The sequence below is a fragment of the Bacteroides sp. B1-V-101 genome (assembly GCF_023656585.1).
Lineage (GTDB): Bacteria > Bacteroidota > Bacteroidia > Bacteroidales > Bacteroidaceae > Bacteroides > Bacteroides thetaiotaomicron.
In genome coordinates this window covers 152,495-176,520 of sequence record NZ_JAMOKH010000010.1, presented here as the reverse complement: position 1 = coordinate 176,520, position 24,026 = coordinate 152,495, and the positions used below count along the sequence as shown (strand labels likewise).

At 41.0% G+C, this 24,026-nt stretch carries 24 protein-coding genes; 20 read left to right on the top strand and 4 right to left on the bottom strand.

Annotation, left to right across the window (positions count from 1 at the left end; genetic code table 11):
- Positions 1 to 312: 312 nt before the first annotated feature.
- Positions 313 to 984 (bottom strand): YczE/YyaS/YitT family protein, encoded by a 672-nt coding sequence (locus tag NBH01_RS10325; RefSeq protein WP_225680888.1) that lies wholly within the window; start codon positions 982 to 984, stop codon positions 313 to 315.
- A gap of 157 nt (positions 985 to 1,141) precedes the next feature.
- Here NBH01_RS10325 and NBH01_RS10320 point away from each other — a divergent pair, with 157 nt between their 5' ends.
- The gene (locus NBH01_RS10320; RefSeq protein WP_132061925.1) at positions 1,142 to 2,032 is read left to right on the top strand and encodes a helix-turn-helix domain-containing protein; all 891 of its coding nucleotides are present in this window, start codon (positions 1,142 to 1,144) and stop codon (positions 2,030 to 2,032) included.
- An 86-nt stretch (positions 2,033 to 2,118) separates the two neighbouring features.
- On the opposite strand, the gene NBH01_RS10315 is transcribed toward NBH01_RS10320, so the two are convergent.
- Positions 2,119 to 3,876: a 1-deoxy-D-xylulose-5-phosphate synthase gene (locus NBH01_RS10315; protein ID WP_225680886.1), complete on the bottom strand. Its 1,758-nt coding sequence runs from the start codon at positions 3,874 to 3,876 to the stop codon at positions 2,119 to 2,121.
- Between the two features lie 405 nt (positions 3,877 to 4,281).
- On the opposite strand from NBH01_RS10315, the gene NBH01_RS10310 reads away from it, so the two are divergent.
- Genes NBH01_RS10310 through NBH01_RS10300 form a run of 3 tightly spaced genes read left to right on the top strand, consistent with a single transcriptional unit; the run spans position 4,282 to position 7,407 of the window.
- Entirely contained in the window at positions 4,282 to 5,313 is a 1,032-nt protein-coding gene (locus tag NBH01_RS10310; protein WP_225694335.1) for an alpha/beta hydrolase, read from the top strand.
- A 48-nt stretch (positions 5,314 to 5,361) separates the two neighbouring features.
- A complete protein-coding gene (locus NBH01_RS10305) occupies positions 5,362 to 6,225 on the top strand; it encodes a DUF3737 family protein (RefSeq protein ID WP_225680833.1) in 864 nt (287 codons plus the stop codon).
- Between the two features lie 3 nt (positions 6,226 to 6,228).
- Positions 6,229 to 7,407, top strand: coding sequence for a MalY/PatB family protein (locus NBH01_RS10300; RefSeq protein WP_225680831.1), 1,179 nt, complete (start codon positions 6,229 to 6,231; stop codon positions 7,405 to 7,407).
- A 13-nt stretch (positions 7,408 to 7,420) separates the two neighbouring features.
- On the opposite strand, the gene NBH01_RS10295 is transcribed toward NBH01_RS10300, so the two are convergent.
- Positions 7,421 to 8,329 (bottom strand): helix-turn-helix domain-containing protein, encoded by a 909-nt coding sequence (locus NBH01_RS10295; protein WP_225694336.1) that lies wholly within the window; start codon positions 8,327 to 8,329, stop codon positions 7,421 to 7,423.
- A gap of 175 nt (positions 8,330 to 8,504) precedes the next feature.
- Between NBH01_RS10295 and NBH01_RS10290 the strand changes: the two genes are divergently transcribed.
- The 8 genes from NBH01_RS10290 to NBH01_RS10255 all read left to right on the top strand — a co-directional run bounded on the left by NBH01_RS10290 (position 8,505) and on the right by NBH01_RS10255 (position 16,208).
- Entirely contained in the window at positions 8,505 to 9,551 is a 1,047-nt protein-coding gene (locus NBH01_RS10290; protein ID WP_048697713.1) for a cyclophilin-like fold protein, read from the top strand.
- 172 nt (positions 9,552 to 9,723) lie between these two features.
- Positions 9,724 to 10,932 (top strand): cupin domain-containing carboxymuconolactone decarboxylase family protein, encoded by a 1,209-nt coding sequence (locus NBH01_RS10285; RefSeq protein ID WP_048697717.1) that lies wholly within the window; start codon positions 9,724 to 9,726, stop codon positions 10,930 to 10,932.
- A 716-nt stretch (positions 10,933 to 11,648) separates the two neighbouring features.
- Complete coding sequence (locus NBH01_RS10280; protein WP_250700084.1) at positions 11,649 to 12,773, top strand: OmpA family protein; 1,125 nt, start codon at positions 11,649 to 11,651, stop codon at positions 12,771 to 12,773.
- 54 nt (positions 12,774 to 12,827) lie between these two features.
- On the top strand, positions 12,828 to 13,343 hold the full coding sequence (locus NBH01_RS10275; RefSeq protein WP_008762379.1) for an outer membrane beta-barrel protein: 516 nt from the start codon (positions 12,828 to 12,830) through the stop codon (positions 13,341 to 13,343).
- 102 nt (positions 13,344 to 13,445) lie between these two features.
- Positions 13,446 to 14,414 carry a manganese catalase family protein gene (locus NBH01_RS10270; protein ID WP_008762380.1) on the top strand — a complete coding sequence of 323 codons (969 nt, stop codon included), beginning with the start codon at positions 13,446 to 13,448 and terminating at the stop codon, positions 14,412 to 14,414.
- An 885-nt stretch (positions 14,415 to 15,299) separates the two neighbouring features.
- Positions 15,300 to 15,554, top strand: a complete 255-nt coding sequence (locus NBH01_RS10265; RefSeq protein ID WP_008762382.1) for a GlsB/YeaQ/YmgE family stress response membrane protein — start codon at positions 15,300 to 15,302, stop codon at positions 15,552 to 15,554.
- A gap of 40 nt (positions 15,555 to 15,594) precedes the next feature.
- On the top strand, positions 15,595 to 15,891 hold the full coding sequence (locus NBH01_RS10260) for a YtxH domain-containing protein (RefSeq protein ID WP_022469990.1): 297 nt from the start codon (positions 15,595 to 15,597) through the stop codon (positions 15,889 to 15,891).
- Between the two features lie 128 nt (positions 15,892 to 16,019).
- On the top strand, positions 16,020 to 16,208 hold the full coding sequence (locus tag NBH01_RS10255; protein ID WP_008762384.1) for a hypothetical protein: 189 nt from the start codon (positions 16,020 to 16,022) through the stop codon (positions 16,206 to 16,208).
- Between the two features lie 70 nt (positions 16,209 to 16,278).
- On the opposite strand, the gene NBH01_RS10250 is transcribed toward NBH01_RS10255, so the two are convergent.
- Positions 16,279 to 17,211 (bottom strand): YihY/virulence factor BrkB family protein, encoded by a 933-nt coding sequence (locus NBH01_RS10250; protein WP_008762385.1) that lies wholly within the window; start codon positions 17,209 to 17,211, stop codon positions 16,279 to 16,281.
- 254 nt (positions 17,212 to 17,465) lie between these two features.
- Between NBH01_RS10250 and NBH01_RS10245 the strand changes: the two genes are divergently transcribed.
- The 8 genes from NBH01_RS10245 (at position 17,466) to NBH01_RS10210 (ending at position 23,958) form a co-directional block, all read left to right on the top strand.
- Entirely contained in the window at positions 17,466 to 18,599 is a 1,134-nt protein-coding gene (locus tag NBH01_RS10245) for an OmpA family protein (protein ID WP_172685142.1), read from the top strand.
- A 211-nt stretch (positions 18,600 to 18,810) separates the two neighbouring features.
- On the top strand, positions 18,811 to 19,272 hold the full coding sequence (locus tag NBH01_RS10240; protein WP_080979907.1) for a DUF2867 domain-containing protein: 462 nt from the start codon (positions 18,811 to 18,813) through the stop codon (positions 19,270 to 19,272).
- Between the two features lie 8 nt (positions 19,273 to 19,280).
- Positions 19,281 to 19,844, top strand: coding sequence for a Crp/Fnr family transcriptional regulator (locus tag NBH01_RS10235; protein ID WP_008762388.1), 564 nt, complete (start codon positions 19,281 to 19,283; stop codon positions 19,842 to 19,844).
- Between the two features lie 91 nt (positions 19,845 to 19,935).
- The gene (locus NBH01_RS10230) at positions 19,936 to 20,262 is read left to right on the top strand and encodes a DMT family transporter (RefSeq protein WP_016267201.1); all 327 of its coding nucleotides are present in this window, start codon (positions 19,936 to 19,938) and stop codon (positions 20,260 to 20,262) included.
- 230 nt (positions 20,263 to 20,492) lie between these two features.
- A complete protein-coding gene (locus NBH01_RS10225) occupies positions 20,493 to 21,857 on the top strand; it encodes an MATE family efflux transporter (RefSeq protein ID WP_055299424.1) in 1,365 nt (454 codons plus the stop codon).
- A 37-nt stretch (positions 21,858 to 21,894) separates the two neighbouring features.
- On the top strand, positions 21,895 to 22,443 hold the full coding sequence (locus tag NBH01_RS10220) for a Crp/Fnr family transcriptional regulator (RefSeq protein ID WP_055299426.1): 549 nt from the start codon (positions 21,895 to 21,897) through the stop codon (positions 22,441 to 22,443).
- 123 nt (positions 22,444 to 22,566) lie between these two features.
- Positions 22,567 to 23,445, top strand: coding sequence for an AraC family transcriptional regulator (locus NBH01_RS10215; protein WP_055299503.1), 879 nt, complete (start codon positions 22,567 to 22,569; stop codon positions 23,443 to 23,445).
- 93 nt (positions 23,446 to 23,538) lie between these two features.
- Entirely contained in the window at positions 23,539 to 23,958 is a 420-nt protein-coding gene (locus NBH01_RS10210; RefSeq protein WP_048697730.1) for a pyridoxamine 5'-phosphate oxidase family protein, read from the top strand.
- Positions 23,959 to 24,026 lie beyond the last annotated feature (68 nt).

Below are 24,026 nucleotides of genomic sequence, written 5' to 3'. Positions count from 1 at the left end.
TCGAACGATAGAAATCGCCAAGAAGTTCAAGCTGATAAGGACTAAAGGTCATGTCACTCTTTTTCATCTTTTATTCATTTTAGTTGATACTTATAGTAGTCAACCAAATCCAGGGTAAGACAGTATATAGGATAACGTATGGAATACAGTGACTTAACATACAAACAACAGATGGCTTTAAACAGATATAGCGAACTACATCTTATGTACTCACTATGTATCCAAACATCCCCCGAAGTACCAGCTTATTTTTTAAGCATTACTATATCGTCAGGCAGATGGAAACGTTGCTGGTAGTGAGCTGGAGAAAACTTATTTCAATACAGGTAATAATTTGTAGAGAGTCTTCCTTGTCATTATTTTCTGATTCAGGAAGCTGACGATATATCCGGTGATGCAGGCGGCGATAAGAGACCCCTCGCGAACACCTTCGATACATTGCGAAAGCAGGAGAGAGAGTATGACTGCCAGAGTGACCAGCGTAACATCAAAACAGACTTTGAACTTTCCGAACTCTTTGTTATAACGGCGGGAGGCGTATTTTACAAAAGCCTCTGCACTCATCATTGCTACTTTGGGTTTGAGTTCGAGTACGACTCCTATGGATTGTATCATGCATCCTGTGAGTAATAAGGCTATTGACATTCCGTAATTGTCGGGATGCAGATTACTGGTGAGTGCCATATTAAAATCAATGAATGCCGAAAAGATAAAAGAGAACGGCAATTGAAGAAGTATTTCAATAGTGTCCTGTCGGGTCTTATTTTTTCTGATGATCCAGAACTGTCCCAGGATAAGCAGCATATTGATCAGAAACGTACAAGTTCCTAATGATAAAGGGCTGTTCAGGCTTAACACATAATTGATGCTGGATATAGGTGTGGTTCCTAATGCAGAACGCACAATCAACACTATTCCGGCAGCCAGAAAATACAATCCGATAACAAATACCAAATACCTTTTAAAAACGTCTTTCATTTCCATATCTTATCTATCTTATATAATCGTATTGTTCTTCATTCTATAAAGAAGAATATGCAAAGGTCCCGTTTTTTTGTTTGATATAAGTTATCCGATTCCACACAGTTTTTGTCATATCCGAAACAAATTGTACTTTTACGTCGAAAAGAAGGAGGTATAAATGGTAAAATCTCGTATTTTTGATAATAGGCAGTTGTTAAAGGAACATCCGGAAATTCCTCATTATAAAGAGGAGGTAGTCTGCTTTATGAGTGAATATAAGGACAGGAGCTATCCGGAAAACGAACGGTACTTTAATCGTGAACTTTATATGATACTCGTTCTTGAAGGCCGTTCCGAGATTTTGTTGAATGGGGAATTTATTGTGATAGAGCCTGATATGTTGCTTGTTCATGGAGCGAATTATCTCACCGACCATCTTTATTCGAGTCCGGATATTAAGTTTATCACCCTCTCCATTTCCGAGTCCATGCGGACAGATGATTCTTATCTTACCCAGATAACGGCTATTCTGTTGGCAACGATGAGGCAGAATAAGCAATATACCATACAGCTGACAGCATACGAAGCTCAAATCATTCGTAATGAACTGGAAGTGTTGATGCATTTGCTGAATATAAAACATCAGTTTCTTTTCCGGCGAATACAGGCGGCTTGCAATGCCTTATTTTTGGATATAGCCGATTTTCTTTCCCGAAAGACCATCATAAAAAAGGAGGTCAGTCGTAAAGACCATGTTTTACAGGAATTTCATGCGCTTGTTACCCGAAACTTCAGAGAAGAGCATTTCGTTAGTTTCTATGCGGATAAGCTGGCCATCAGTGAGCAGTACCTTGCGCGTATCGTTCGTGCCGGAACGGGAAAAAGTGTGAATACGATTATTAATGAGTTATTGATCATGGAAGCCCGAACCTTGCTGAGTTCCACTAAATCTACGGTAGGGGATATTGCTTCTCAGTTGGGCTTTAGCGATGCTGCCGGTTTCTGTAAGTTTTTCAAGAGAAATATGGGGCAGACTCCTCTCAATTATCGGAAGGGATTATGGATTTAAGTGAAAATGAATGCAGGTTGATGTGATCCCATAACGAACGGATACATCAACCTACATGAAATATATAATGAACTGGTTTTGACTTATCAGCCAATGAGTGATAGGATATCTTCTACGATCTGCTCATCCGTCAGATGGTTGGCACGAAGCAGTTCCTGTATGTCATAGCGGTCTACAAATTCTTTTTTAGCTCCGTAGTTGAGCACTTTCATATCTGTAGCGCCATAGTAACGGGCAATCTTTTCACCGAAACCACCATCCAGAACTCCGTCTTCCAGGGTAATCACTAATTCGTGGTCGGCTTTCAGTTCGTCCATCAGTTCGCTGTCCACACCTGTGATGTAGCGGGGATTAATAAGGGTGGCATCAATGTTGGCTTTATCTTTCAGCAGTGACAGAACCGATTGCCCTAATCCGAAGAAGGAGCCTAATGCAAGAATTGCTACTTTGGAGCCGCGGTGGGCGACTTTATAACGATTCAGATTGCTATAGTCGGATTCCACCGGTTCACCGCAACTGATTACATCTGTGGCAGGTACACGGATAGCCACCGGATGCTCATTTTGGCGGATGCTCCATTCCAGCATGGCTAGATATTCCTCTTTACAGGTAGGTGCCAGATAGACCATATTGGGGATATTGCTGATAAGTGGAATATCGAAGAAACAGAGGTGGGTTACATCATTCATACCGGATAACGTCCCCCAGAATACCAACAGAACAGCCGGATTATTATTGATACAGAGATCTTGCGATAGCTGGTCGTAAGAGCGTTGTATAAAGGTGCTGTACACTCCGTAAACCGGTTTTCCTCCATTGGCTGCGATACCGGAAGCAAGTGCCACTGCATGCTCTTCGGCAATACCGACATCTACAAACTGCTTGCCTGCTTCCTGACGACGGTCGGGAGTGAAGCCCAGAACAGCGGGGGTGCCCGAAGTAATAGTAACTACACGCTTGTCTTCTTTCATCTTTTTCAGCAGATATTGAGCGGTTACTTCACTATAATCTTCTGCGTCGTCGTTCATTTTTGATTCTCCGGTTTCTAGATCAAACGGAGTACGCCAGTGATAGGTCTCCTTGTCCTGTTCTGCAGGTTCGTAACCTTTGCCTTTTAATGTATTGATGTGGACTACTATCGGATGCTGTATATCTTTAACTTTGGAGAAAGCCTCGATCAGTGCTTCCACATGGTTGCCGTCATTCACGTACATATAGTCCAGCCCCATCGCTTTGAAGAAGTTGCATTCACATTGACCGTTACTGTCGCGCAAATCTTTCAGATTCTTGTATAAACCTCCGTGATTTTCGGCAATGGACATCTGATTGTCATTGACAATAATAATCATGTTAGTTCCGAGTTCTGCTACGTAGTCCAGTCCCTCGAAGGCTTCGCCTCCGCTAAGTGAACCGTCGCCTATTACAGCGATGATATTTTCGTTGCCACCTGTCAGGTCACGTCCTTTTGCCAGTCCGCTTGCCAAGCTGACAGAAGTAGAAGTATGACCGATCACAAAGAAATCATGTTCACTTTCCTGTGGTTCTGAGTAGCCGGATACATGATCATATTCAGCAGGATGGAGAAAAGCATCTTTACGTCCGGTCAGCATCTTATGTACGTAACTCTGATGTGACACATCATATACAATTTTATCTTTCGGTGAATTGAAAACATAGTGCAGGGCAATGGTCGCTTCTACCATTCCGAAGTTAGGGCCGAAGTGCCCGCCATGTTCACTCAGTTTTTGTAAGAGGGATGCACGGATTTCATGACTTAAATCATTTAGTTCCTGAAACGATAACTTCTTTACGTCTGCGGGAGAGTAAATATTTTCTAAATACATATCAATTTGTTTTTTATGTTTATACCTATATTTTTATTTCACTGCAAAGATACTGCCGGATTTGAAATCTGTTTGTATATGAATTACGGATTCTTTTACCTATATTACAGTTCTGCTAAAAATGGGCTTGATAAAACATAAAATACGACTTCCTCTATATCAACCATATGCTCTTTTGCAAGCTTGATTCTTTTCTCCTGAATATACTTTGGATAAGGTATCACGCACGCGTAATCATTATATATAATAGTATATACTCTTATGTGCGGCAAAAAGATAAAACCGATAATCCGTAATTGGGGTAATAATGTCAGTAATTCATCTACAAACACTCTCTTTATTTTACCGTATTTTTGCCATGTAGAAAGTAGACAATCAATTCATTAATAATTAAATGTAAGAGATATGAAACGAATACTATTATTAACCGTTGTATTTATTATGATGCTTGGAACCAGTTTTTCTTTCGCACAGGCTGATGCGGATAATTTTTATAAAAGTGATTGGGTAAAGGTAGAAAAGGTTTCTTTTTCTAACCAGTATAAAATGAAAGTAGCCGGTAATCTGTTTTTGCCGAAGACCATGAAAGGGGGAGAGAAATATCCTGCCATCATTGTCGGACATCCGATGGGAGCGGTCAAGGAACAGAGTGCGAATCTGTATGCTACTAAAATGGCGGAACGTGGTTTTGTAACGCTGTCCATCGACTTGTCTTTTTGGGGTGCAAGTGAAGGTGAGCCGCGCAATGCTGTTTTGCCGGAGATATATGCGGAGGATTTCAGTGCCGCAGTAGATTTTCTGGGTACACGTCCGTTCGTTGACCGGAATAATATTGGTGTAATCGGAATTTGTGGCAGCGGAAGTTTCTCTATCAGTGCGGCCAAGATAGACCCTCGTCTGAAAGCGATTGCAACCATCAGCATGTACAATATGGGTACAGCCAGCCGCAACGGACTGAAACATGCGCTGACTTTAGAACAACGGAAACAAATCATGGCTGAGGCAGCAGAACAGCGCTATGCAGAGTTTTTGGGCGGAGAAACTAAATATATCGGTGGCACTGTACACGAAGTGACAGAAAACTCCGGTCCGATAGAACGCGAATTTTATGAGTTCTACCGCACTCAGAGGGGAGAGTTTACTCCCGAAGGAGCAACCCCGATGACTACCACACACCCTACACTTTCAAGCAACGTGAAATTCATGAATTTCTATCCTTTCGCAGATATTGAGACTATTTCGCCCCGTCCTATGCTTTTCATAACCGGAGAAAATGCCCACTCACGCGAATTTAGTGAAGATGCCTACCGACTGGCTGCCGAACCCAAAGAACTGTACATTGTACCCGGTGCAGGTCATGTAGACCTTTACGACCGTGTGGGGTTTATACCATTTGATAAATTGGAATCCTTTTTTAAGGAATATCTGAAGAAATAAGTATGAACAGGGAAAACAGATAACTATTCAATAAAAGACAATCGAATCATGAAACAAATTAAAAATACACATTACGAAGGCGAACGTCCTTTGTTCGCATCCCACGGGCTTTATTTGGAAGAAGTAACCATTCATGCCGGTGAATCGGCACTGAAAGAGTGCAGTGATATAGAAGCGGTAAACTGTCGTTTCGAGGGAAAATATCCGTTTTGGCACAATGATGGTTTTGTAGTTAAAAATTGCCTTTTTACCGAAGGAGCACGTGCCGCACTTTGGTATTCCAAAAATCTGAAGATGAAGGATACATTAGTGGAAGCACCGAAGATGTTTCGCGAAATGGACGGAGTCGAACTCGAAAATGTACAGTTGCCTAATGCTTTGGAAACACTCTGGTATTGCCGGAATGTAGAATTGAACAATGTGAAGATAGATAAAGGAGACTATCTCTTTATACATGGAGAAGACATCCGCATCAAGAATTTTGTATTGAATGGCAATTACTCCTTCCAATATTGCAAGAACGTAGAAATCCGCCATGCTGAAATCCATTCGAAGGATGCATTTTGGAATACGGAGAATGTGACTGTATATGATTCGGAACTGAATGGTGAATATCTGGGCTGGCATTCCAAAAACTTACGTTTAGTGAATTGTAAGATCTCGGGCACGCAGCCACTTTGTTATGCACACGACTTGATAATGGAAAACTGCACAATGGCGGATGATGCCGATCTTGCTTTCGAACATAGCAGTGTGAAGGCAACGATTAAAGGCCCGGTGCACAGCGTGAAGAACCCACGTACGGGACATATCATTGCCGAGAGTTACGGAACGATTATTTTGGATGAAAATTTGAAATCTCCGGCAGATTGCGAACTGAAACTTTGGGATGACCTGACTTGTTTTGATTGAGATATGCGGTATAATTTCGATGAGATAATTCCGCGCAGAGGCACGAACTCTTATAAATGGGATTCTGCCGCAGATGCCGATGTGTTGCCAATGTGGGTGGCTGATATGGATTTTCGCACGGCTCCCCCCGTCGTGGAAGCATTGAAGAAACGGGTGGAACATGGCATCTTTGGATATGTGCGTGTGCCCGATGCTTACTATGAGGCGATAATAGGATGGTTTGCCGGACGTCATGGCTGGCAGATTGAAAAAGAATGGATTATTTATACGACCGGAGTAGTACCGGCCCTGTCAGCTGTCATCAAGGCGCTGACAACTCCCGGTGATAAAGTAATCGTGCAGACACCTGTCTATAACTGCTTTTTCTCCTCCATCCGCAATAACAGATGTGAGGTTGTTGCAAATCCATTGATTTACATGAACGGAACGTATCAGATAGACTTTATTGATTTGGAACGAAAGGCGGCTGACCCGAGTGTAAAAGTCCTGCTATTATGCAATCCGCACAATCCTGCCGGAAGAGTCTGGACAAAGCAGGAACTGACTCGCTTGGGAGAAATCTGTCTTCGGAATAATATATGGGTAGTAGCGGACGAGATTCATTGCGAACTTGTCTTCTTTGGACACACCTATATCCCTTTTGCATCTGTCTCAGAAGAGTTTTTGATGCATTCCGTTACTTGCACCTCGCCTAGTAAAGCCTTTAATCTGGCGGGGCTTCAGATTGCCAATATTGTTTCTGCCGATGCTGATATCCGTATGAAAATAGACAAAGCAATCAATATCAATGAAGTCTGTGATGTAAATCCGTTTGGCGTTGAAGCCTTGATAGCTGCCTACAATGACGGGGAAGAATGGCTGGAAGAACTTAACCAATACCTGTTTGCCAACTACCATTATTTAAGGGCTTACTTTGATGAATATCTTCCCGAATTTCCGGTGATGCCATTGGAAGGTACCTACTTGGTATGGGTAGATTGCTCGGCTTTGAAACAATCGTCGGAGGATATAGTGAAAACTCTGCTGGAGAAGGAAAAACTTTGGATGAACGAAGGCAGCCTGTATGGAGAGGCTGGTGAAGGATTCATCCGCATCAATATCGCTTGTCCGCGGCAACGGCTGATAGAAGGATTAAACAGAATGAGGCGGGCGTTATCATCGCCTATTACCTCATTCACCTAACCAAGATAGCGTTTCAGGGTTGCAGACGAAATTTATTGGGAGTCATCCCGACAATCCGTTTGAACATCCGACTAAGGTGCTGTGGATACTGGAATCCGATTTCGTAAGCAATCTGGCTGGTGGTCTTGTCCGTAGACAACAGCTGCTCCTTCACTAATCCGATCATTTTATCCTGAATATATTCAGAGACGGTTTTACCGGTCTGTTTACGTACCATGTCACTGAAATAGTTAGCGGAAAGGAATACTTTATCAGCGAAGTACTTGACCGATGGCAACCCTTGTTTTTGCGGGGCATCTCCTTCGAAATATTCGTTGAGCAGATGTTCGAAGCGGACAATGATGTCTTTGTTTACTCCGTTTCGTGTGTCGAACTGGCGTTCGTAAAAGCGCATACAGTAGTCGAGCAGCAATCCTATGTTGGCGCAGATCAGTCGGCGGCTGTGTTTGTCGATGGAATGTTCCAGTTCGATGGTGATTTTTTGCAGGCAGTCCATCACTGTTTGCCGCTCTTCTTCGGAAATATGGAGGGCTTCGTTGGTTTCGTAGGAGAAGAAGGAGTATTTCTTTATTTCTTGTCCGAGTGCAGTGCCACGTATAAGGTCGGGATGAAAAAGAATACCATGCGCGTTGGGCTGAATATTTGGCAGCATTTCCAGGTCGGTGATTTGTCCGGGAGCAAAACAGACGATGGTTCCGTCTTGGTAGTCGTAATATTGGCGGCCGTATTTAATATCACCACATTTTACATTTTTCAAGTATAGTGCATATACTTCGTAACGAAACCACGCACGTGTGGGCCACGTAGTGGATTTGGCCAGATCGATGATGCTGACTAACGGATGTCTGGTTTCAAGCCCGAAGATTTCGTTGTAACGGTCAACGCTGTCTATTACAATCATTTCTTTAGTATTCTCTTCCATATCATAATCTGTTTTTTTAATGCGTTACAAATATAATTCTTTTCTCTTTAAAATTTTTACTCTCCCATCAAAATCCATGATTGGGGTATAAATATCCGTAAATCGTCTACATCCGGGCTGGACCATTCCCCGTAACTTTGTAACCGGTAATTTAACATTGAAAAGAGATAGTAATATGAAAAAGATTCTATTAATTCCATTGATGATGCTGACGATGATGCCGATGGCGGCTTGCGACGGCTCAAACGCTGATCCGATTCTTCCGGAACAGCCGGGACAACCGGGAAATTCCGATGGTGGAGACGAGGATGATTCTACAGACCCGACAAACCCCATTCCGGGCGGTAACGGGCGATATCTGGTACTTTACTGTTCGCGCACCGGCAGCACGGAGCGTATGGCGCAACAGATTCAGCAAACACTCGATTGCGATATCCTGGAAGTGGAACCGCAAACACCTTATGAAAGCGATTATAATGGGATGCTCAACCGTGCACAGGAAGAACTGGCTGCTATCCGTCAGGGGAATTATCCGGCGATTAAAACTTCGGTTGAAGATTTCGGCAACTATGATATCGTGTTTGTCGGCTATCCGATTTGGTACGGTAGCATGGGCACACCGATGCAGACATTCCTGCATAATCATGCCTCGAAACTTGCAGGTAAGCGTATCGCTCTTTTTGCCAGCAGTGGCAGCAGCGGCATCTCTGCATCAGTTGACGAGGTGCGGACACTTTGCTCCGGTGCCACTTTCACCGAAACATTGCTTCTGACTTCTTCGACACTTTCGCAGATGGGAAACCGGATACGGACATGGCTCGAAACACTCGGTGCGAGTCGAGAAAACAATCATCCGTCCACTTCTATGCATGTGAAGATTACAGTCGGTAACCGTACCATTACTGCTACGATGGAAGACAATGCCGCAGCGCAGGACTTTCTTTCGCGTCTGCCGCTTGAAGTGCCGCTGAATGATTATAATAATATCACAGAGAAAATTTTCTATCCGTCGCCTGCACTGACTACGACAGGGGTGACCCGTGGCTGTGCGCCTGTGCCCGGTGATATTACAATCTATGTGCCGTGGAATAATGTGGCGATCTTCTGTAAAAGCGGGTCACAAAGCAATGACTTGATAAAGATTGGCCGCATTGACGGTGACGGAATAGATGCATTGAACGTTCCGGGCAATGTGGCAGTGAAATTCGAACGACAATCATGATTGATGCTACGCCACTCATTCCCGAACTAAAGATGAAGTAAATGACAGGCAGTACTATAAATCCGTAATTTTGGTTTTTATATCCGTAATTTGTATTATAAAGAGTTGGATCAGAACAGCTAACTTTACATTATCGGAGAGTTCTTAAATAGTAAACCATAGACGTCACAGTATGAGAGAATTATATTTTATTTTTGTAACAGTCATCGGATTTCTGCAAATCCCGATGCAATCTATAAATGCACAGAGTATGAAAAAAGAAGAAGTACCTCAGAACATCAGCGCATTTCCGTTAGGAAAGGAAAATACGGGATTCAAGCAATATTTTACAGGAGAATCCTGGCTGGCACCGCTGACCGGTAACAAAGACTTGAATGTACCCATGTCCAACGTTACTTTTGAACCCGGTTGCCGAAATAACTGGCACAGCCATACGGGCGGACAAATCCTCATTGCTGTCGGAGGTGTGGGATATTATCAGGAACGTGGCAAAGCGGCACGTCGACTGCTCCCCGGTGATGTGGTTGAAATAGCACCGGACATAGAACATTGGCATGGTGCTGCCCCCGATAGTTGGTTTTCGCATCTGGCTATCGGCTGCAATCCGCAGACCAACAAGAATATTTGGCTGGAACGGGTAGACGACCGGCAGTATGCCGAAGCTACGAAAGATAACGGAGGAACCGGATTAAGCGCCACCGACCCCGAACTGGATGCAATATTCGGCAATTTCACAAAGGAGGTGCAGCAATACGGCAACCTGGATACTAAAACCCGCCTTATGATAACATTGGCATCCAATATTGCTTCACAGGCACAGACCGAATACCGGATGATGCTTGAAAGCGCTCTCAATGCAGGTATCACTCCGATAGAAATAAAGGAAATCCTTTACCAGGCAGTAGCCTATGCAGGCATGGCTAAAGTGATGGACTTTGTCGGCATCACTAATGAGGTGCTGCTTGCCCACGGTGTACGTCTTCCTTTAGAGGGACAAGCGGTCGTTTCTGCCGAAACCCGTTTCGACAAAGGACTGGCGTTGCAGAAATCCATTTTCGGCGAACGGATAGACCAAATGCATAAAAATGCTCCCGAAAACCAAAAGCATATCCAGCGTTATCTCTCCTCCAACTGCTTCGGAGACTACCAGACACGCGGTGGACTGGACGTGAAGACACGGGAACTGCTGACGTTCTCCATCCTTGTTTCCTTGGGAGGCTGTGAATCACAGGTGAAAGGGCATATACAGGGAAACGTCAATGTAGGTAATAGTAAAGATACCTTGCTGGCTGTCGTGACGCAGCTCTTGCCTTACATCGGCTATCCGCGCACTCTCAATGCCATAGCTTGTTTGAATGAAGTGATTCCGGAAGATAAATGAATTTAAAATAAGGAAATACATGCGTGATATATATACTGACCGAACTGTTGGATGGGGGGATTTATATATATTAACTATGTTCTGTTTTTAAGATTTTTATTGGGCGAATCAGATATCTTTTAAAGTCAGATAGAGAGAGTACTGCATAAAATTATGAATAAATATCTAGTTTAAAGCTCTGCTAGTGCAAAGAAATTGATTATTTATGCATAATAACTAGCAGTGTTTGTGTCTGTTTCTTTTAAAGGAACACTTCGTTCCTTTAAAAGAAACGGAATGTTGGTCGGTGAGGAAGCTACTAAACCTTTAAAAGGAGTGAATGAATTTCTATTTTGTCTGTATAGATTCCCTGGTTTACTTTATTTTATGAAAGGAAAGGAACTGTTAATTTGAATGGATTATATTCCTTTTTGTAACCATTCTAAATGAATTTGAACTAAAATTGTTTCCTATTGAAGGATAAAGCTTAATATAACTATTCTTTGAATACTTCTAAAATAAAAATCCTGCCGTTTTCTGTATCTATCATTAGGCTTTCTTGCATATTTTGCATAAGAAACAAGTTAGATGGTCGTTATTTCATATATGTGCTGTTTTTTAGATTTTAAGACTGTAAAATAGATGTTAATGCAAAACTAAAACTACGAACTATTTTTTTATAGGATATGTTTTTTTTGAGTGAATAGCAAACAAAACTTCACATAAATATTTTAATTATGAAAAGAACTATTATTTTATTAGCTTGTGCATTAGGTATATTTACTGCAAATGCTCAATCGGTGGTAGAAAGTACTAAATTTACAGATAACTGGTCTGTAGGAATCAATGCTGGTGCGATTACACCTCTCACTCACAGTGCTTTTTTCAAGAGTATGCGCCCTGCTTTTGGAGTAGGGTTCTCTAAACAGTTAACACCTAATTTCGGTTTGGGATTTCAAGGTATGGGGTATGTTAATACTACCCGGAGTAAGACAGCTTTTGATGTTTCTGATGTAAGTTTATTGGGAAAGGTCAATCTGATGAATTTGTTTGGAAGCTATTTGGGTACTCCGCGTGTCTTTGAAATAGAAGCTGTGGCCGGAATGGGTTGGTTACATTATTATGCAAGCAGCGATGGAGACCAGAATTCTTGGTCCACCCGTTTTGGAATGAATTTTAATTTTGACCTTGGAGAAAGTAAGGCCTGGACCCTTGGACTTCAACCAGCTATCGTGTACGATATGCAAGGTGATTTTAATAGAGCAAAAAGCCGTTTTAATGTCAATAGTGCGGCTTTTGAAATAACAGCCGGGCTGACTTATCATTTCAAAACAAGTAACGGAAACCATTACTTCACCAAAGTGAAAGTTTATAATCAGGCAGAAATTGATGATCTGAATTCTTCTATCAATGCCCTACGCGGTGAAGTGAATAATAAAAACAGTGAACTGAATAATGCTGTCCAAAGAATCAGTGGATTGCAGCGTGATCTGGAAGATTGCCGCACAAAGACTGTTCCCGCTGCTGTGGTAAAGACAAGCAGGGTTCCGGAATCTATCATTACCTTTAGACAAGGCCGCTCGGTGGTAGATGCTTCGCAACTTCCGAATGTGGAACGTGTAGCTTCTTATATGAAGAAACATCCTGATACAAGAGTCGTTATCAAAGGATATGCTTCTCCAGAAGGTAGTATAGAAGTAAATGATAGAATAGCAAAAGCGCGTGCCGAGGCTGTGAAGAATATTTTAGTCAAGAAATATAAGATTAATATAGACCGCATAACGGCCGAAGGCCAAGGAGTAGGCGATATGTTCACTGAACCGGATTGGAATCGTGTAAGTATCTGTACTATCGAAGATTAATGACTTAGAAGTTCTCTTTTCAATTAAATAGATTATTAACTTAATACCTGAATTATGAAAAAGTTATTATTATCAGTAATGGTTGCACTTGCAGCTTTAGGAATGAATGCCCAGACAAAAAAGGGAGAAGGTTCGTTGATGGGAAGTCTTGGATATCAAACCAATTATGAAAGGTTCGGTTTGCAGGCACAGGGACGTTATGTGATAGCTGACAATCTTCGGATTGCGCCTGATCTCACATTTTTCTTTCCGAAAGATAAAGTGACGGGATTGGATGTAAATGTAAACTTTCATTATGTCTTCAATTTCAGTAAAGACGGGCAAGGATTCTCTGTCTATCCGCTTGCGGGAATAGGCATGCAGAATAATTTCTATGGAAAACAGAAAGTGGAAGTTGACGGTGTGACTACCGAATTAGATAGAAGCAATACTACAAAGTTTGCTTTCAATCTCGGAGGCGGTATTACGTTACCTTTATCAGAACGTAGTTATTTAAATGCAGAGGCGAAATTCATGTTTGCCAACGATGATAATGTCGTCATCATGTTGGGTTATGGTTATAAATTTTGATTCTTGATGTGTGCCGGACAGCTTTTTGGTGCTGTCCGGCCTATTAAAATATAGATGTACATCTCAACCAACCTGAATTATTAACTTTAAAATGAATCAATTATGTTTTATCATGTAAAAGATTTGCAATTCAATGCCCGCGTATCCAAACCGGATCCGCGTTTTGCCCGTATATTGCTCGAAGCATTCGGCGGTGCTAACGGTGAATTAACCTCAGCCATGCAGTATTTTGTACAGGCTTTTAGTTGTCATAATCCGTTTCCTGATAAGTATGATATGCTTATGGATATCGCTACGGAAGAATTGACGCATCTCGAAATAGTAGGAGCTACCATACAAATGCTTCTCGGTCCGGTAAACGGTAAAATGAAGGATGCTGTTGAAACGATGGAGATTAGCAAATTAATGGAAGGTAAATCTGCAAAAGAGGAATATATCCATCAGGCATTTACCAATCCCCAATGTGTAGTTGTTGCTCCCGGCAGTCCTATGCTGACAGATAGTAACGGGAATCCTTGGTGTGCTACATATGTATCTGCCAATGCGGAATTGACGGTGGACCTTCAGTCTAATATGGCTAATGAGTGTCGTGCCAAAATAGGATATGAAAATCTGCTTTCGTTTACAGAGGATCCATTTGTCAAAGAAACCCTTACATTCCTTATGACTCGTGAGATTACTCATTTTCAACAGTTTGAAGCTGCACTGTCAACTATCCAGCCCAACTTCCCTCCCGGTACTTTACAAACTTCACCTAAATATAGTAATCTTTATTTTAACTTGTCAAAGGGTGGAGATTCCCGTGGTCCTTGGAACGAAGGTGAGAGCACGAGACTGAAAGAAGAATGGCAATATATTGATGATCCATTGCAAGAAGTAAGAAATACGAATGGATTGGTGGACAGAAAGCCAGAAGGTACCGAGCGTACCGAAAAGCAAGTACGTGCAATGGACCAAAAGCTAGCGAAAGAACGTAGCAGCCAGGTTCTGTCGGCAACTCCTGATAAGGATTTGACATGGTGTGACTACCAGAAATCTACATCTTTTGGTAAAAAGTCGGATAAGAAATAAGATTACCATTTCTTAAATGAATCTTTTATATTATTCCCGGTCGAAGAATTCGAAGATATCTTTTACCGGGAATTTAAGTTCTTACCTAAATATAACAATTTAATCGGGAATATATAAGATAATTATTATTTATAGCATGGGTGATGGCATGTGCTATTACCTTGGTAATGACATCTTGCGGGGATAAAATACTCAAGACAAGGTTAACAACCGTATCGAGAATGTGAAAAAAGATACAGAGAGAACTCTTTTTATTTAGGTTTCCAGTTTGTATAGCTCCAACTTGAATTGGTTTAAATACCAGCAATTCCCATCACATGTTTTTTTGGAAAGGGCTCCGAAGATTGTCCGACTCATACATCTGTTGCCAAACAGATTACTACAACGTAATCTGTATGCTTCAATAGCGAGTGACCTTTCTACCATACGCCCTTTAGTATATGCATTCGAACACATTCTGTGTATATCATCATAGTCAGGATGATTAAGAAGAAATAGATTGTCATTATTTTCCATATTTATATATTTTAAAAGTCTTATATTTAGTAAAACATCTTGCTTGTAATAGAAGTTTGTCAGAAGAATATAATCATTCTTAAAATCGTAATAATTTAGTTGGATCATATTCTGAAAGTTATGAAAGTGTGATATAAAACGAAATATGTGTTAAACGCAAGTGCTAAAATAGAACTAAATGATACTGAATGGTGTTTATTTTTAAATGAATGACATTATTAATAGTTGAATGAAAAACAGGATCTAAATTAGCGAGATGTTTGGATAGCTTGTTCTTTGGTTTATAAACTAAATAGAAAATGCAGTTTTGGTTTGAGAAAAATATGAACCTTTTTTGAAATGTAAATATAAACCTAAATTTTAAACATTATGAGTGTAATTTGGTACATTATTATTGGAATCGTTTCCGGTTTTATAGCCGGGAAGATTATGAGAGGAGGAGGTTTCGGTCTCCTGATTAACCTTCTTGTAGGTATCATTGGTGGTCTCTTGGGAGGCTGGGTATTCGGACTGCTGGGTATTGCTACTGGTGGCATTTTGGGTAGTCTTATTACTTCGGTTGTAGGTGCAGTATTGCTTTTATGGATTGTATCTTTATTCAGAAGGCATCCGAACGAAGGGTGAAGAACTTTGATTTATTAATAATTTAAACTAAAACTTGATTATGGAAAGAGGAAAATCTAATTTAATTATTGGGCTGGGAGTAGGCTCGGTAGTTGGAGCGCTTGTTTATCATTTTTGGTGTTCTCCTAAGGGCAAGAAGATGAAAGAAAAAGTAAATCATGCCTTTCAGAAAGTAACTGGTGAAGGCATAAACATGATTGATACGGTGAATGATAAAGTATTGGATGCTGGGGTTGAAGTGGCCGATAAGGTAGCGGACGGAACCTTTCATATAGCAGAAAAAGCAGATGATGTAAGAAACAAAGTTCATACTTTCTCGGATAAAGCAAAAAAATAGCTAGGTGTTTGTTGTTCAAAAGTGGGAGGACGGTGTAAATGATAGCTGTTCTCCCCTTTTTGTCATAAACAATCAGAGAGAGTGGAAACGACATTATTTTATATGTTTAACCGTTAACACAATTAATTATGAAAACCGGTAGTTTTAATTTATGGATCAGGCTGACACTAGGTTCAGCAATAGGAGCTCTTATTTATCATCTCTCGCCAGAATCTAAAACAAAGAAATTACGGAAAATGGTGCGTGCTAAACAGCATAGAAGAGAAAATGATATAAAAAGTGAAATCTATACACTTTCTGCCGATGCCCGGAGGTAAGTAGCTGATTAATCGTTTGTCACTAAGTCCGGCTGTATTCGGTTACCGGAACTTAGTGACACTACCCACCCTATGTAAGCGATTTCTTTTCTTCGTGTATCTCTATTATTTTAGTTGCCACCGCATATTCGTCAGGGAAAATCTTTCCTCCCAGCTCATTTGCCCAAGCCTTGGTAAATTCTGCACCTGTATATATGATAATGGCAGAGTAGTAAATCCATATGATGAAAATAGCCATGAATGCCGCAGCTCCGTAAACTGTTTCAATGTTTGCAATAGCTATATAGAACGATATTCCCCACTGACCTGCCAATAATAGTACAGTAGTTACGAGTGCTCCGATAAATACGTCTTTACTTTTAATCTTTGCATCGGGTAGTATTTTAAAGATTAGTGTGAATATGATAGTTGTTACTACTATGTTAACAAATATGCCTATAACTTTTACTAATGATTCGGCTACATCCGGATTGTTGGCAATATATCTGTTACTCAAATCTGTGATAAGGTTAGTAATGGTAAATGTGATCAATAAAATGAAAGCAAATACGAGGATAACAGAAAAAGAGAGTAATCGGTTTTTAATATATTTAAGCCAACTTTTCCGGGGGACTGCCTTTATGCCCCAAATAGTATTCAGTGAACTCTGAATTTCTGCAAAGACAGTAGTTGCACTAAATATAGTAACTCCAACGCTAATAATTGTTGCAAAAGAAGATACGTCTGCTTCTGTCGCGTTCTCGATGATGGATCGGAGCGCCTCGACAACTTTTGGACCTACGACTGGTTCTATCTGGGTATATAATTGATCAGTTAGATCAATCTGAAGAAAGACTCCAATAGTAATTAATAGAGAAAATAATGGAATGATAGAAAATAGGGTAGCGTATGCCAAAGATGCACTCAGTCTCATTACATTGTCATCAACAAATCCTTGAACCGTATCTTTTATTATTTTAAAGGCTAAGGATAGTTTTTGTTTACTTGTAGATAAGGTATTCATTTTTCTTGTTTTTATTGTCTTAACGAATGGATTTAATTATTTGTTCGAATGGAGATGCTGTTGTTGATCATAGGTTCTATGAGACTTTTAAATATCAAATAGTTGTTAATTCAGATAGATGGTCGTGAACTAATATTTGATATAGTATGTTGTTTAAAGTGAATAACAAAATAAATTATAAACTAAAAAATTAGGCATGAGCAGATAAAACATTTCTAATGATTTAGCAAATGGAACATTACAATTTAAAACGTATGATTATGAAGAAATCTATTATTTTATTAGCTATGGTATTGGGTGCATTTACAGCAAATGCTCAATCCGTTGTAGAAGGTACAAAACTTACAGATAATTGGTCTGTAGAGGTAAATGCCGGTGCAATCACTCCTCTTACTCACAGTGCTTTCTTTAAGAATGCACGCCCCGGATTTGGAATTGGGGTTTCAAAACAATTGACTCCTATTTTTGGTTTAGGATTGCAGGGAATGGGATATATTAATACTACTTCAAGTAAAACGGCTTTTGATGCTTCAGACATTAGTCTGTTGGGTAAAGTAAACTTGATGAACTTATTTGCAGGTTATAATGGCACTCCTCGTTTGTTTGAGGTAGAAGCTGTAGCTGGAGCAGGCTGGCTACATTATTATGTGAATGGTGATGGCGACCAAAACTCATGGTCAACTCGTTTCGGATTGAATCTGAACTTTAATCTAGGCGAAAGCAAGGCCTGGACGTTGGGACTGAAACCTGCCATCGTATATGATATGCAAGGGGATTTCAACCAGGCAAAAAGCCGTTTCAATGCTAATAATGCAGCATTTGAACTGACTGCCGGACTGACTTACCACTTCAAGAGCAGTACAGGAAACCGTTACTTCACTAAAGTAAGAGTTTACAACCAGGGAGAAATCGACGATCTGAATGCTTCTATCAATGCCCTCCGCGGACAGGTGAACAATAAGGACGGTGAACTCAACAGTGCTAATCAGAGAATCAGCGGGTTGCAGCAAGAACTGGAAGAATGTCGTACCAAGGTCGTTCCGGTGGAGACTGTAGTGAAAACTGCCCGTGTTCCTGAATCTATCATTACTTTCAGACAGGGTAAATCATCGGTTGACGCTTCACAGTTGCCGAATGTGGAACGCGTAGCTTCTTATATGAAGAAATATGCTGATGCAAAAGTAGTCATTAAGGGGTATGCTTCTCCGGAAGGTAGTGCTGAAGTCAATGCAAGAATTGCCGCTGCACGTGCGGAAGCCGTAAAGACTATTCTGGTCAATAAATACAAGATCAATGCTTCTCGTATCACTGCCGAAGGTCAGGGCGTAGGTGACATGTTTACCGAACCGGATTGGAATCGTGTAAGTATATGTACGATTGAAGACTAAAAACAAGAGATGTAAATAGAATGGTGAGGGCTGCTCCGTAAAAGGGCAGCCCTTGCTGTATATATTCATTTATGACCTTCAGTTTGTGAATAAGTAATAGTAATATCTGTCGGACGGGCAGGAGATAATAGCAGAAAATCGGGCAAAGTCATTGTTTGTCTATCTAAAGTGACTACTTTTGGCAAACCATACTATTAAGGTATGGCTGAAGATGATGAAAGAGCAGAATATACCCCAGGACAGTTTGATAGCCGGCTATCTTCCGGCAGATTATTGCGATTCTTTTTCAAGGAATGTGGTCAGTGAAAAAGCAATCACTTCCGACGAGTTCTTTGATATGGCTTTTAACCACTCTCCGGCGTGGGTGAATGGGCTGATGAAGTTAAGGAATACGATAGTCAAACCGTTAGGTCTGGAAGTTGGTATGCGCTTTGCCGATACGATATGTGAGCAGAATGCACAGGAGATTGTTTTCGGTATGCCCGATAAACACCTGACGTTTCATGCTTCATTATGGTGTGGAGAGAAGGAGCCCGGCGGGCAGACGTTTACAATCACGACCGTTGTAAAGTTCAATAATCGACTGGGCCGGTTGTACTTCTTCTTTATTCGTCCTTTTCATAAAGTCATCATCCGTTCTATGCTGAAAAGGGTAGCAAAACGATTGAAATAAAACAGCTTATGGATATAAATGATATCATAGACTCGATTTACAAGTTGCCGGATGCTTCAAAGGAGGCTTTACTGAGCGATGCTCCCGAAGTAGCCTATCCTAAAGGCTTCCATCTGTTCCGGGCAAACCATAAAAGCTCTAAGTTCTATCTGATGAAGAAAGGGATGCTGCATGCCTATACTCATCAGTCGGATAAGAAGGTTACCTTCTGGTTCGGGAAAGAAGGGGATGCAATCTTCCCTTTGCAAACTCTTTATGATAATCGGGCAGGATATGAGAATATTGAACTTTTGGAAGATAGTGTCCTGTATGAACTCAGTGTCGATAAACTGCACAATCTCTATCTGGAAGATATACATATAGCCAACTGGGGACGGAAGTTTGCCGAGAGAGAATACATCAAATCGGAAAAGCTGTTTATATCAAGGCAATTCAAAACTTCATTGGAGAGGTATCAGGAACTGATATCCGAATATTCCGATATACTTCAACGTGTGCCATTGGGTATTATAGCTTCCTATTTAGGCATCTCACAGGTCAATCTAAGCAGAATTCGTGCGAAGATAAGATGATTTTTTAAACTTTGTAAAATCCCTTTTTTACAAATGTAAAATGAAGGGTGCCGGAAATTCATGACCTTTGCAATCAAAAAAAAGAAGTGTTATGAATTGGATTCTTTTGATTTTGGCGGGATGCCTTGAATTGGTCTTTACTTTCTGTCTGGGAAAAATAAACAGAGTAGTAGGAGCAGAGAAATATATGTGGTCATTAGGGCTGCTGATATCCCTGTGTGTCAGTATGCTCCTTCTCATAAGGGTTACCAAAGCATTGCCCGTTGGTACGGCTTATGCTATATGGACCGGTATCGGTGCCGCCGGTACGGTGCTGATCGGTATCTTTTTCTTTAAAGAGCCGGCAAGTTGGGGCAGAATTTTCTTCATCTTCACATTGATTTGCTCCATTGTCGGTCTGAAATTGGTATCACATTGATACCTTATGGTATCATAAAAAAATAATTATCGATTATAATTTGGTAGTTATGAAAACAAAGCCCATATTTGCACCCCAAAAATAGGGACAGGCATAGAAAATCCTCATCGGAGGGTGCTATAATAGATAATTATAGTGCTGGATAAGATGAATGGTGTGAATCATTCAGCTTGTCCGGCACTTTTTTATTTTGTAACAAGTAAGATAAGAGGAGTAAGTATTGAAAAACTATGAAAGAGTTAAATTTGACACAAGGGAGTGTTCCGAAAGTATTACTGCAATTTGCGGTTCCTTTTCTGATTGCCAATGTGCTTCAGGCACTTTATGGCGGGGCCGACCTTTTTGTGGTAGGACAATACGATGATTCTGCAAGTGTGGCGGCTGTGGCCATCGGTAGTCAGGTGATGCAGACAATCACGGGGATTATTCTTGGCATTACGACAGGAACAACCGTTCTGATTGCCATAGCTACCGGAGCAAAGGATGACAAGAAAGTAGCTTTCACCATCGGTTCGTCCGTATGGTTGTTTTCAATAATCGGGGTGTTGCTTACTTTGGTCATGGTGTTTTTTCATGGTCGGATAGCAGAGTTGATGCATACGCCGATAGAGGCGATGGCGGATACGAAAAGTTACATCCTTGTATGTTCGGCCGGGATATTGTTTATAGTAGGATATAACGTCGTATGCGGTATTTTGCGCGGATTGGGAGACTCCAGAACGCCGCTTTATTTTGTAGCACTGGCGTGTGTGATTAATATTGTACTCGATTTTATACTGGTAGGATATTTCCATTTGGGAGCTACAGGAGCGGCAGTTGCCACCATAACGGCGCAAGGAGTCAGCTTCATGATCTCTCTTTGGTTCTTATATCGGCACGGATTTCATTTTGAGTTTACCCGGAAAGATATCCGGTTGAACCGGAACCTGGCCAAGAAAGTCATGACATTGGGAGCGCCTATTGCGTTGCAGGATGCGCTGATCAATATCTCGTTTCTGATCATCACCGTTATAGTCAATCAGATGGGAGTGATCGCATCGGCTTCTTTGGGTGTCGTAGAGAAGATTATAGTGTTTGCCATGCTGCCTCCGATGGCAATCTCATCGGCAGTAGCGACGATGACGGCACAGAACTACGGAGCCGGACTTATACAACGGATGAACCGCTGTCTGGCTTCGGGGATAGGAATTGCACTTGTTTTCGGTGTATCGGTTTGTGTGTATTCACAATTCCTGCCGGAAACGCTTACCGCATTCTTTACCAAAGATGCTGCGGTGGTATCAATGGCGGCGGAGTATCTGCGGGGATATAGTATCGACTGTATCGTTGTAAGTTTTGTGTTCTGCATAAACTCTTACTTCAGCGGACAGGGAAATTCATTATTCCCGATGATTCACAGTCTGATAGCGACTTTCCTGTTCCGGATTCCGTTGTCGTACTGGTTTAGTCAGATAGACAGTTCTTCCCTGTTTATCATGGGCTTTGCACCGCCTGTTTCAACAGTGGTTTCATTGTTGATCTGTATCTGGTATTTAAGATATACCCGGAAGAAAGTTTATTTGAAAGGCACCATGATGCCTGCTATGTCGAATTAGGTGTTTTAAGTGGATATATTAACTAAAATCAATTTGTATGGAAGCTTATTTGAAGAAACTCTGTTTTGAGTATCAGGTTGAAGAAAAGGAAGTGAAAGAGCTGTTGGCTCGCATGGAAAGAGTGTATCTGGATAAAGGAGAAACGATTGCTTCTGCTACAATGCCCGAGCAGAGCTTGTACATTATCGTTTCCGGTATCCTGCATACATTTACTACCCGGCAGGGAGAGGACAAAACCGTCAGATTCCTGTCCGAAGGTGATGCTATATTGTGCTATAATACAAGTAAGCATTCTGTCAAAACACTGACAAGGTGTGTGGCCTATTACATCAGCGAAGATGAGATCGAGGAATTGTGTGCAACGTCCATCACGTTTTCCAATCTGGTTCGTCAGATGATGGAATATCAGTTTTACCTTAAAGAGGAAATGAGTGTGAATGCACGTAAACTGACGATCAGGGAAAGATACCTTTCTTTATTATCAGAAATTCCCGATATTCTGTACAGAGTCCCTTTGAAGTACATTACTTATTATTTAGGGGCTGATGTGACAAGTCTGGGATATCTGGCCGGAAGCTGTAAATAAGAAATGTCTCATTCTCTATATTTGAAGATATTCCTTGTTGAATAGTCTATTGTTATCCCGGTGCTTCTCAAAACCGGAAAGTCTTTGGATTATTTGATAAGGAATATTATTTTTGTAATCGAAATGAAAAACTTGATTCCCCGATATACTTTCTACAAGAATAAGTATGGAAGTGAACTTTTGATAGATGTCGTCGAACTGAAATACGTAAAGAAGTTCCTCGCTCAGAGTTCAGTCCACACGTTGACTTACTATGATATCACGTTTGTCACGGAAGGGGAGGGCAGGTTTTCGATAGATAATCAGACTAACGAGGCGACTTCCCGTGATGTGTTTTTCTCTAAACCGGGAGAGATTCGGAACTGGGATACCCGCCACATAGTCAATGGTTATGCTTTGATCTTTGAAGATGAGTTTTTATCTTCCCTTTTTAAGGATTCTCTCTTTGTGCAGCATCTTTCATTCTTCCAGTCGGGAAAGCCATCATCCAAATTACGGTTGCCGGATGAACTTTATATGCGTATCCTTCAGATATTGCGCAATATTAAAACAGAGATTGATACATACAAACAGAATGATGTGTATGTATTAAGGGCATTACTTTATGAAGTCCTGATGTTGTTGGACCGGGAATATAAGAAAGTGAATATGGAAGAAGAGACTACATCCAAAGAGGTCGGCAATATCCATATCAACAAATTTATGAAGTTGGTTGAGAGCCATTTGACAGAGCAGCATTCTGTTCAATATTACGCGGATAAACTTTGTATTACCCCGAATTATCTGAATGAGATTGTAACCTCAACAAAAGGGATTAGTGCGAAGCAATATATCCGGAATAAAGTAATGGATGAGGCGAAGAGACTGCTTACTTATACAGATTTCCCTATATCGGATATTGCGTTTGAACTTCATTTCTCAACCGTCTCTTATTTTATCCGTAGCTTCCGGCAACATACTGGAGAAACGCCATTGCTCTATCGAAAAACGCATAAACCGTAAAAAGTGATATTTCTCCCTTTCTTTTTGTTGCACTGATTGTCTTCTATATCCCTACTTTCGCGTCAGATAATAACCAATTAAAATAACTGAACGATGAGAGATGCGGAAAAAACAGTAGGAAACATGATTGATAAGCTGAAAACGGCCTTTATCGGTTCCATAGACAGTGAAGGATTTCCTAATATGAAAGCTATGTTGCAACCCCGAAAGAGGGAAGGGATAAAGACAATTTATCTGACTACAAATACTTCGTCAATGCGTGTGGCCCAATATCGTGAGAACAATCATGCCTGTATTTACTTTTGTGATACGCGGTTCTTTAGAGGGGTGATGCTGCGCGGTACTATGGAAGTGCTGACCGATCCTGCCAGTAAAGAGATGATATGGCAGGAAGGGGATACGATGTACTATCCCGAAGGAGTGACAGACCCCGATTATTGTGTTTTAAAATTTACAGCGATTTCCGGAAGGTTTTACAGTAACTTTAAGTCGGAAAGTTTCACTGTTGAATAGAATCAGTAATAATGGTTGAACAACCCGTAATTTATCTACTGTCAGATGTATGTTTCTTCCTTAATTTT

What these genes read in the sequence shown, in the direction of transcription:
- NBH01_RS10275 (WP_008762379.1), top strand. Translation starts at nt 12,828, where the DNA reads ATGAAAAAGTTATTATTATCAGTAATGGTTGCACTTGCAGCTTTAGGA.
- NBH01_RS10270 (WP_008762380.1), top strand. Translation starts at nt 13,446, where the DNA reads ATGTTTTATCATGTAAAAGATTTGCAATTCAATGCCCGCGTATCCAAA.
- NBH01_RS10290 (WP_048697713.1), top strand. Translation starts at nt 8,505, where the DNA reads ATGAAAAAGATTCTATTAATTCCATTGATGATGCTGACGATGATGCCG.
- NBH01_RS10300 (WP_225680831.1), top strand. Translation starts at nt 6,229, where the DNA reads ATGCGGTATAATTTCGATGAGATAATTCCGCGCAGAGGCACGAACTCT.
- NBH01_RS10230 (WP_016267201.1), top strand. Translation starts at nt 19,936, where the DNA reads ATGAATTGGATTCTTTTGATTTTGGCGGGATGCCTTGAATTGGTCTTT.
- NBH01_RS10245 (WP_172685142.1), top strand. Translation starts at nt 17,466, where the DNA reads ATGATTATGAAGAAATCTATTATTTTATTAGCTATGGTATTGGGTGCA.
- NBH01_RS10295 (WP_225694336.1), bottom strand. Translation starts at nt 8,329, where the DNA reads ATGGAAGAGAATACTAAAGAAATGATTGTAATAGACAGCGTTGACCGT.
- NBH01_RS10215 (WP_055299503.1), top strand. Translation starts at nt 22,567, where the DNA reads ATGAAAAACTTGATTCCCCGATATACTTTCTACAAGAATAAGTATGGA.
- NBH01_RS10225 (WP_055299424.1), top strand. Translation starts at nt 20,493, where the DNA reads ATGAAAGAGTTAAATTTGACACAAGGGAGTGTTCCGAAAGTATTACTG.
- NBH01_RS10315 (WP_225680886.1), bottom strand. Translation starts at nt 3,876, where the DNA reads ATGTATTTAGAAAATATTTACTCTCCCGCAGACGTAAAGAAGTTATCG.
- NBH01_RS10280 (WP_250700084.1), top strand. Translation starts at nt 11,649, where the DNA reads ATGAAAAGAACTATTATTTTATTAGCTTGTGCATTAGGTATATTTACT.
- NBH01_RS10235 (WP_008762388.1), top strand. Translation starts at nt 19,281, where the DNA reads ATGGATATAAATGATATCATAGACTCGATTTACAAGTTGCCGGATGCT.
- NBH01_RS10220 (WP_055299426.1), top strand. Translation starts at nt 21,895, where the DNA reads ATGGAAGCTTATTTGAAGAAACTCTGTTTTGAGTATCAGGTTGAAGAA.
- NBH01_RS10320 (WP_132061925.1), top strand. Translation starts at nt 1,142, where the DNA reads ATGGTAAAATCTCGTATTTTTGATAATAGGCAGTTGTTAAAGGAACAT.
- NBH01_RS10285 (WP_048697717.1), top strand. Translation starts at nt 9,724, where the DNA reads ATGAGAGAATTATATTTTATTTTTGTAACAGTCATCGGATTTCTGCAA.
- NBH01_RS10265 (WP_008762382.1), top strand. Translation starts at nt 15,300, where the DNA reads ATGAGTGTAATTTGGTACATTATTATTGGAATCGTTTCCGGTTTTATA.
- NBH01_RS10250 (WP_008762385.1), bottom strand. Translation starts at nt 17,211, where the DNA reads ATGAATACCTTATCTACAAGTAAACAAAAACTATCCTTAGCCTTTAAA.
- NBH01_RS10255 (WP_008762384.1), top strand. Translation starts at nt 16,020, where the DNA reads ATGAAAACCGGTAGTTTTAATTTATGGATCAGGCTGACACTAGGTTCA.
- NBH01_RS10305 (WP_225680833.1), top strand. Translation starts at nt 5,362, where the DNA reads ATGAAACAAATTAAAAATACACATTACGAAGGCGAACGTCCTTTGTTC.
- NBH01_RS10240 (WP_080979907.1), top strand. Translation starts at nt 18,811, where the DNA reads ATGATGAAAGAGCAGAATATACCCCAGGACAGTTTGATAGCCGGCTAT.
- NBH01_RS10310 (WP_225694335.1), top strand. Translation starts at nt 4,282, where the DNA reads ATGAAACGAATACTATTATTAACCGTTGTATTTATTATGATGCTTGGA.
- NBH01_RS10325 (WP_225680888.1), bottom strand. Translation starts at nt 984, where the DNA reads ATGGAAATGAAAGACGTTTTTAAAAGGTATTTGGTATTTGTTATCGGA.
- NBH01_RS10210 (WP_048697730.1), top strand. Translation starts at nt 23,539, where the DNA reads ATGAGAGATGCGGAAAAAACAGTAGGAAACATGATTGATAAGCTGAAA.
- NBH01_RS10260 (WP_022469990.1), top strand. Translation starts at nt 15,595, where the DNA reads ATGGAAAGAGGAAAATCTAATTTAATTATTGGGCTGGGAGTAGGCTCG.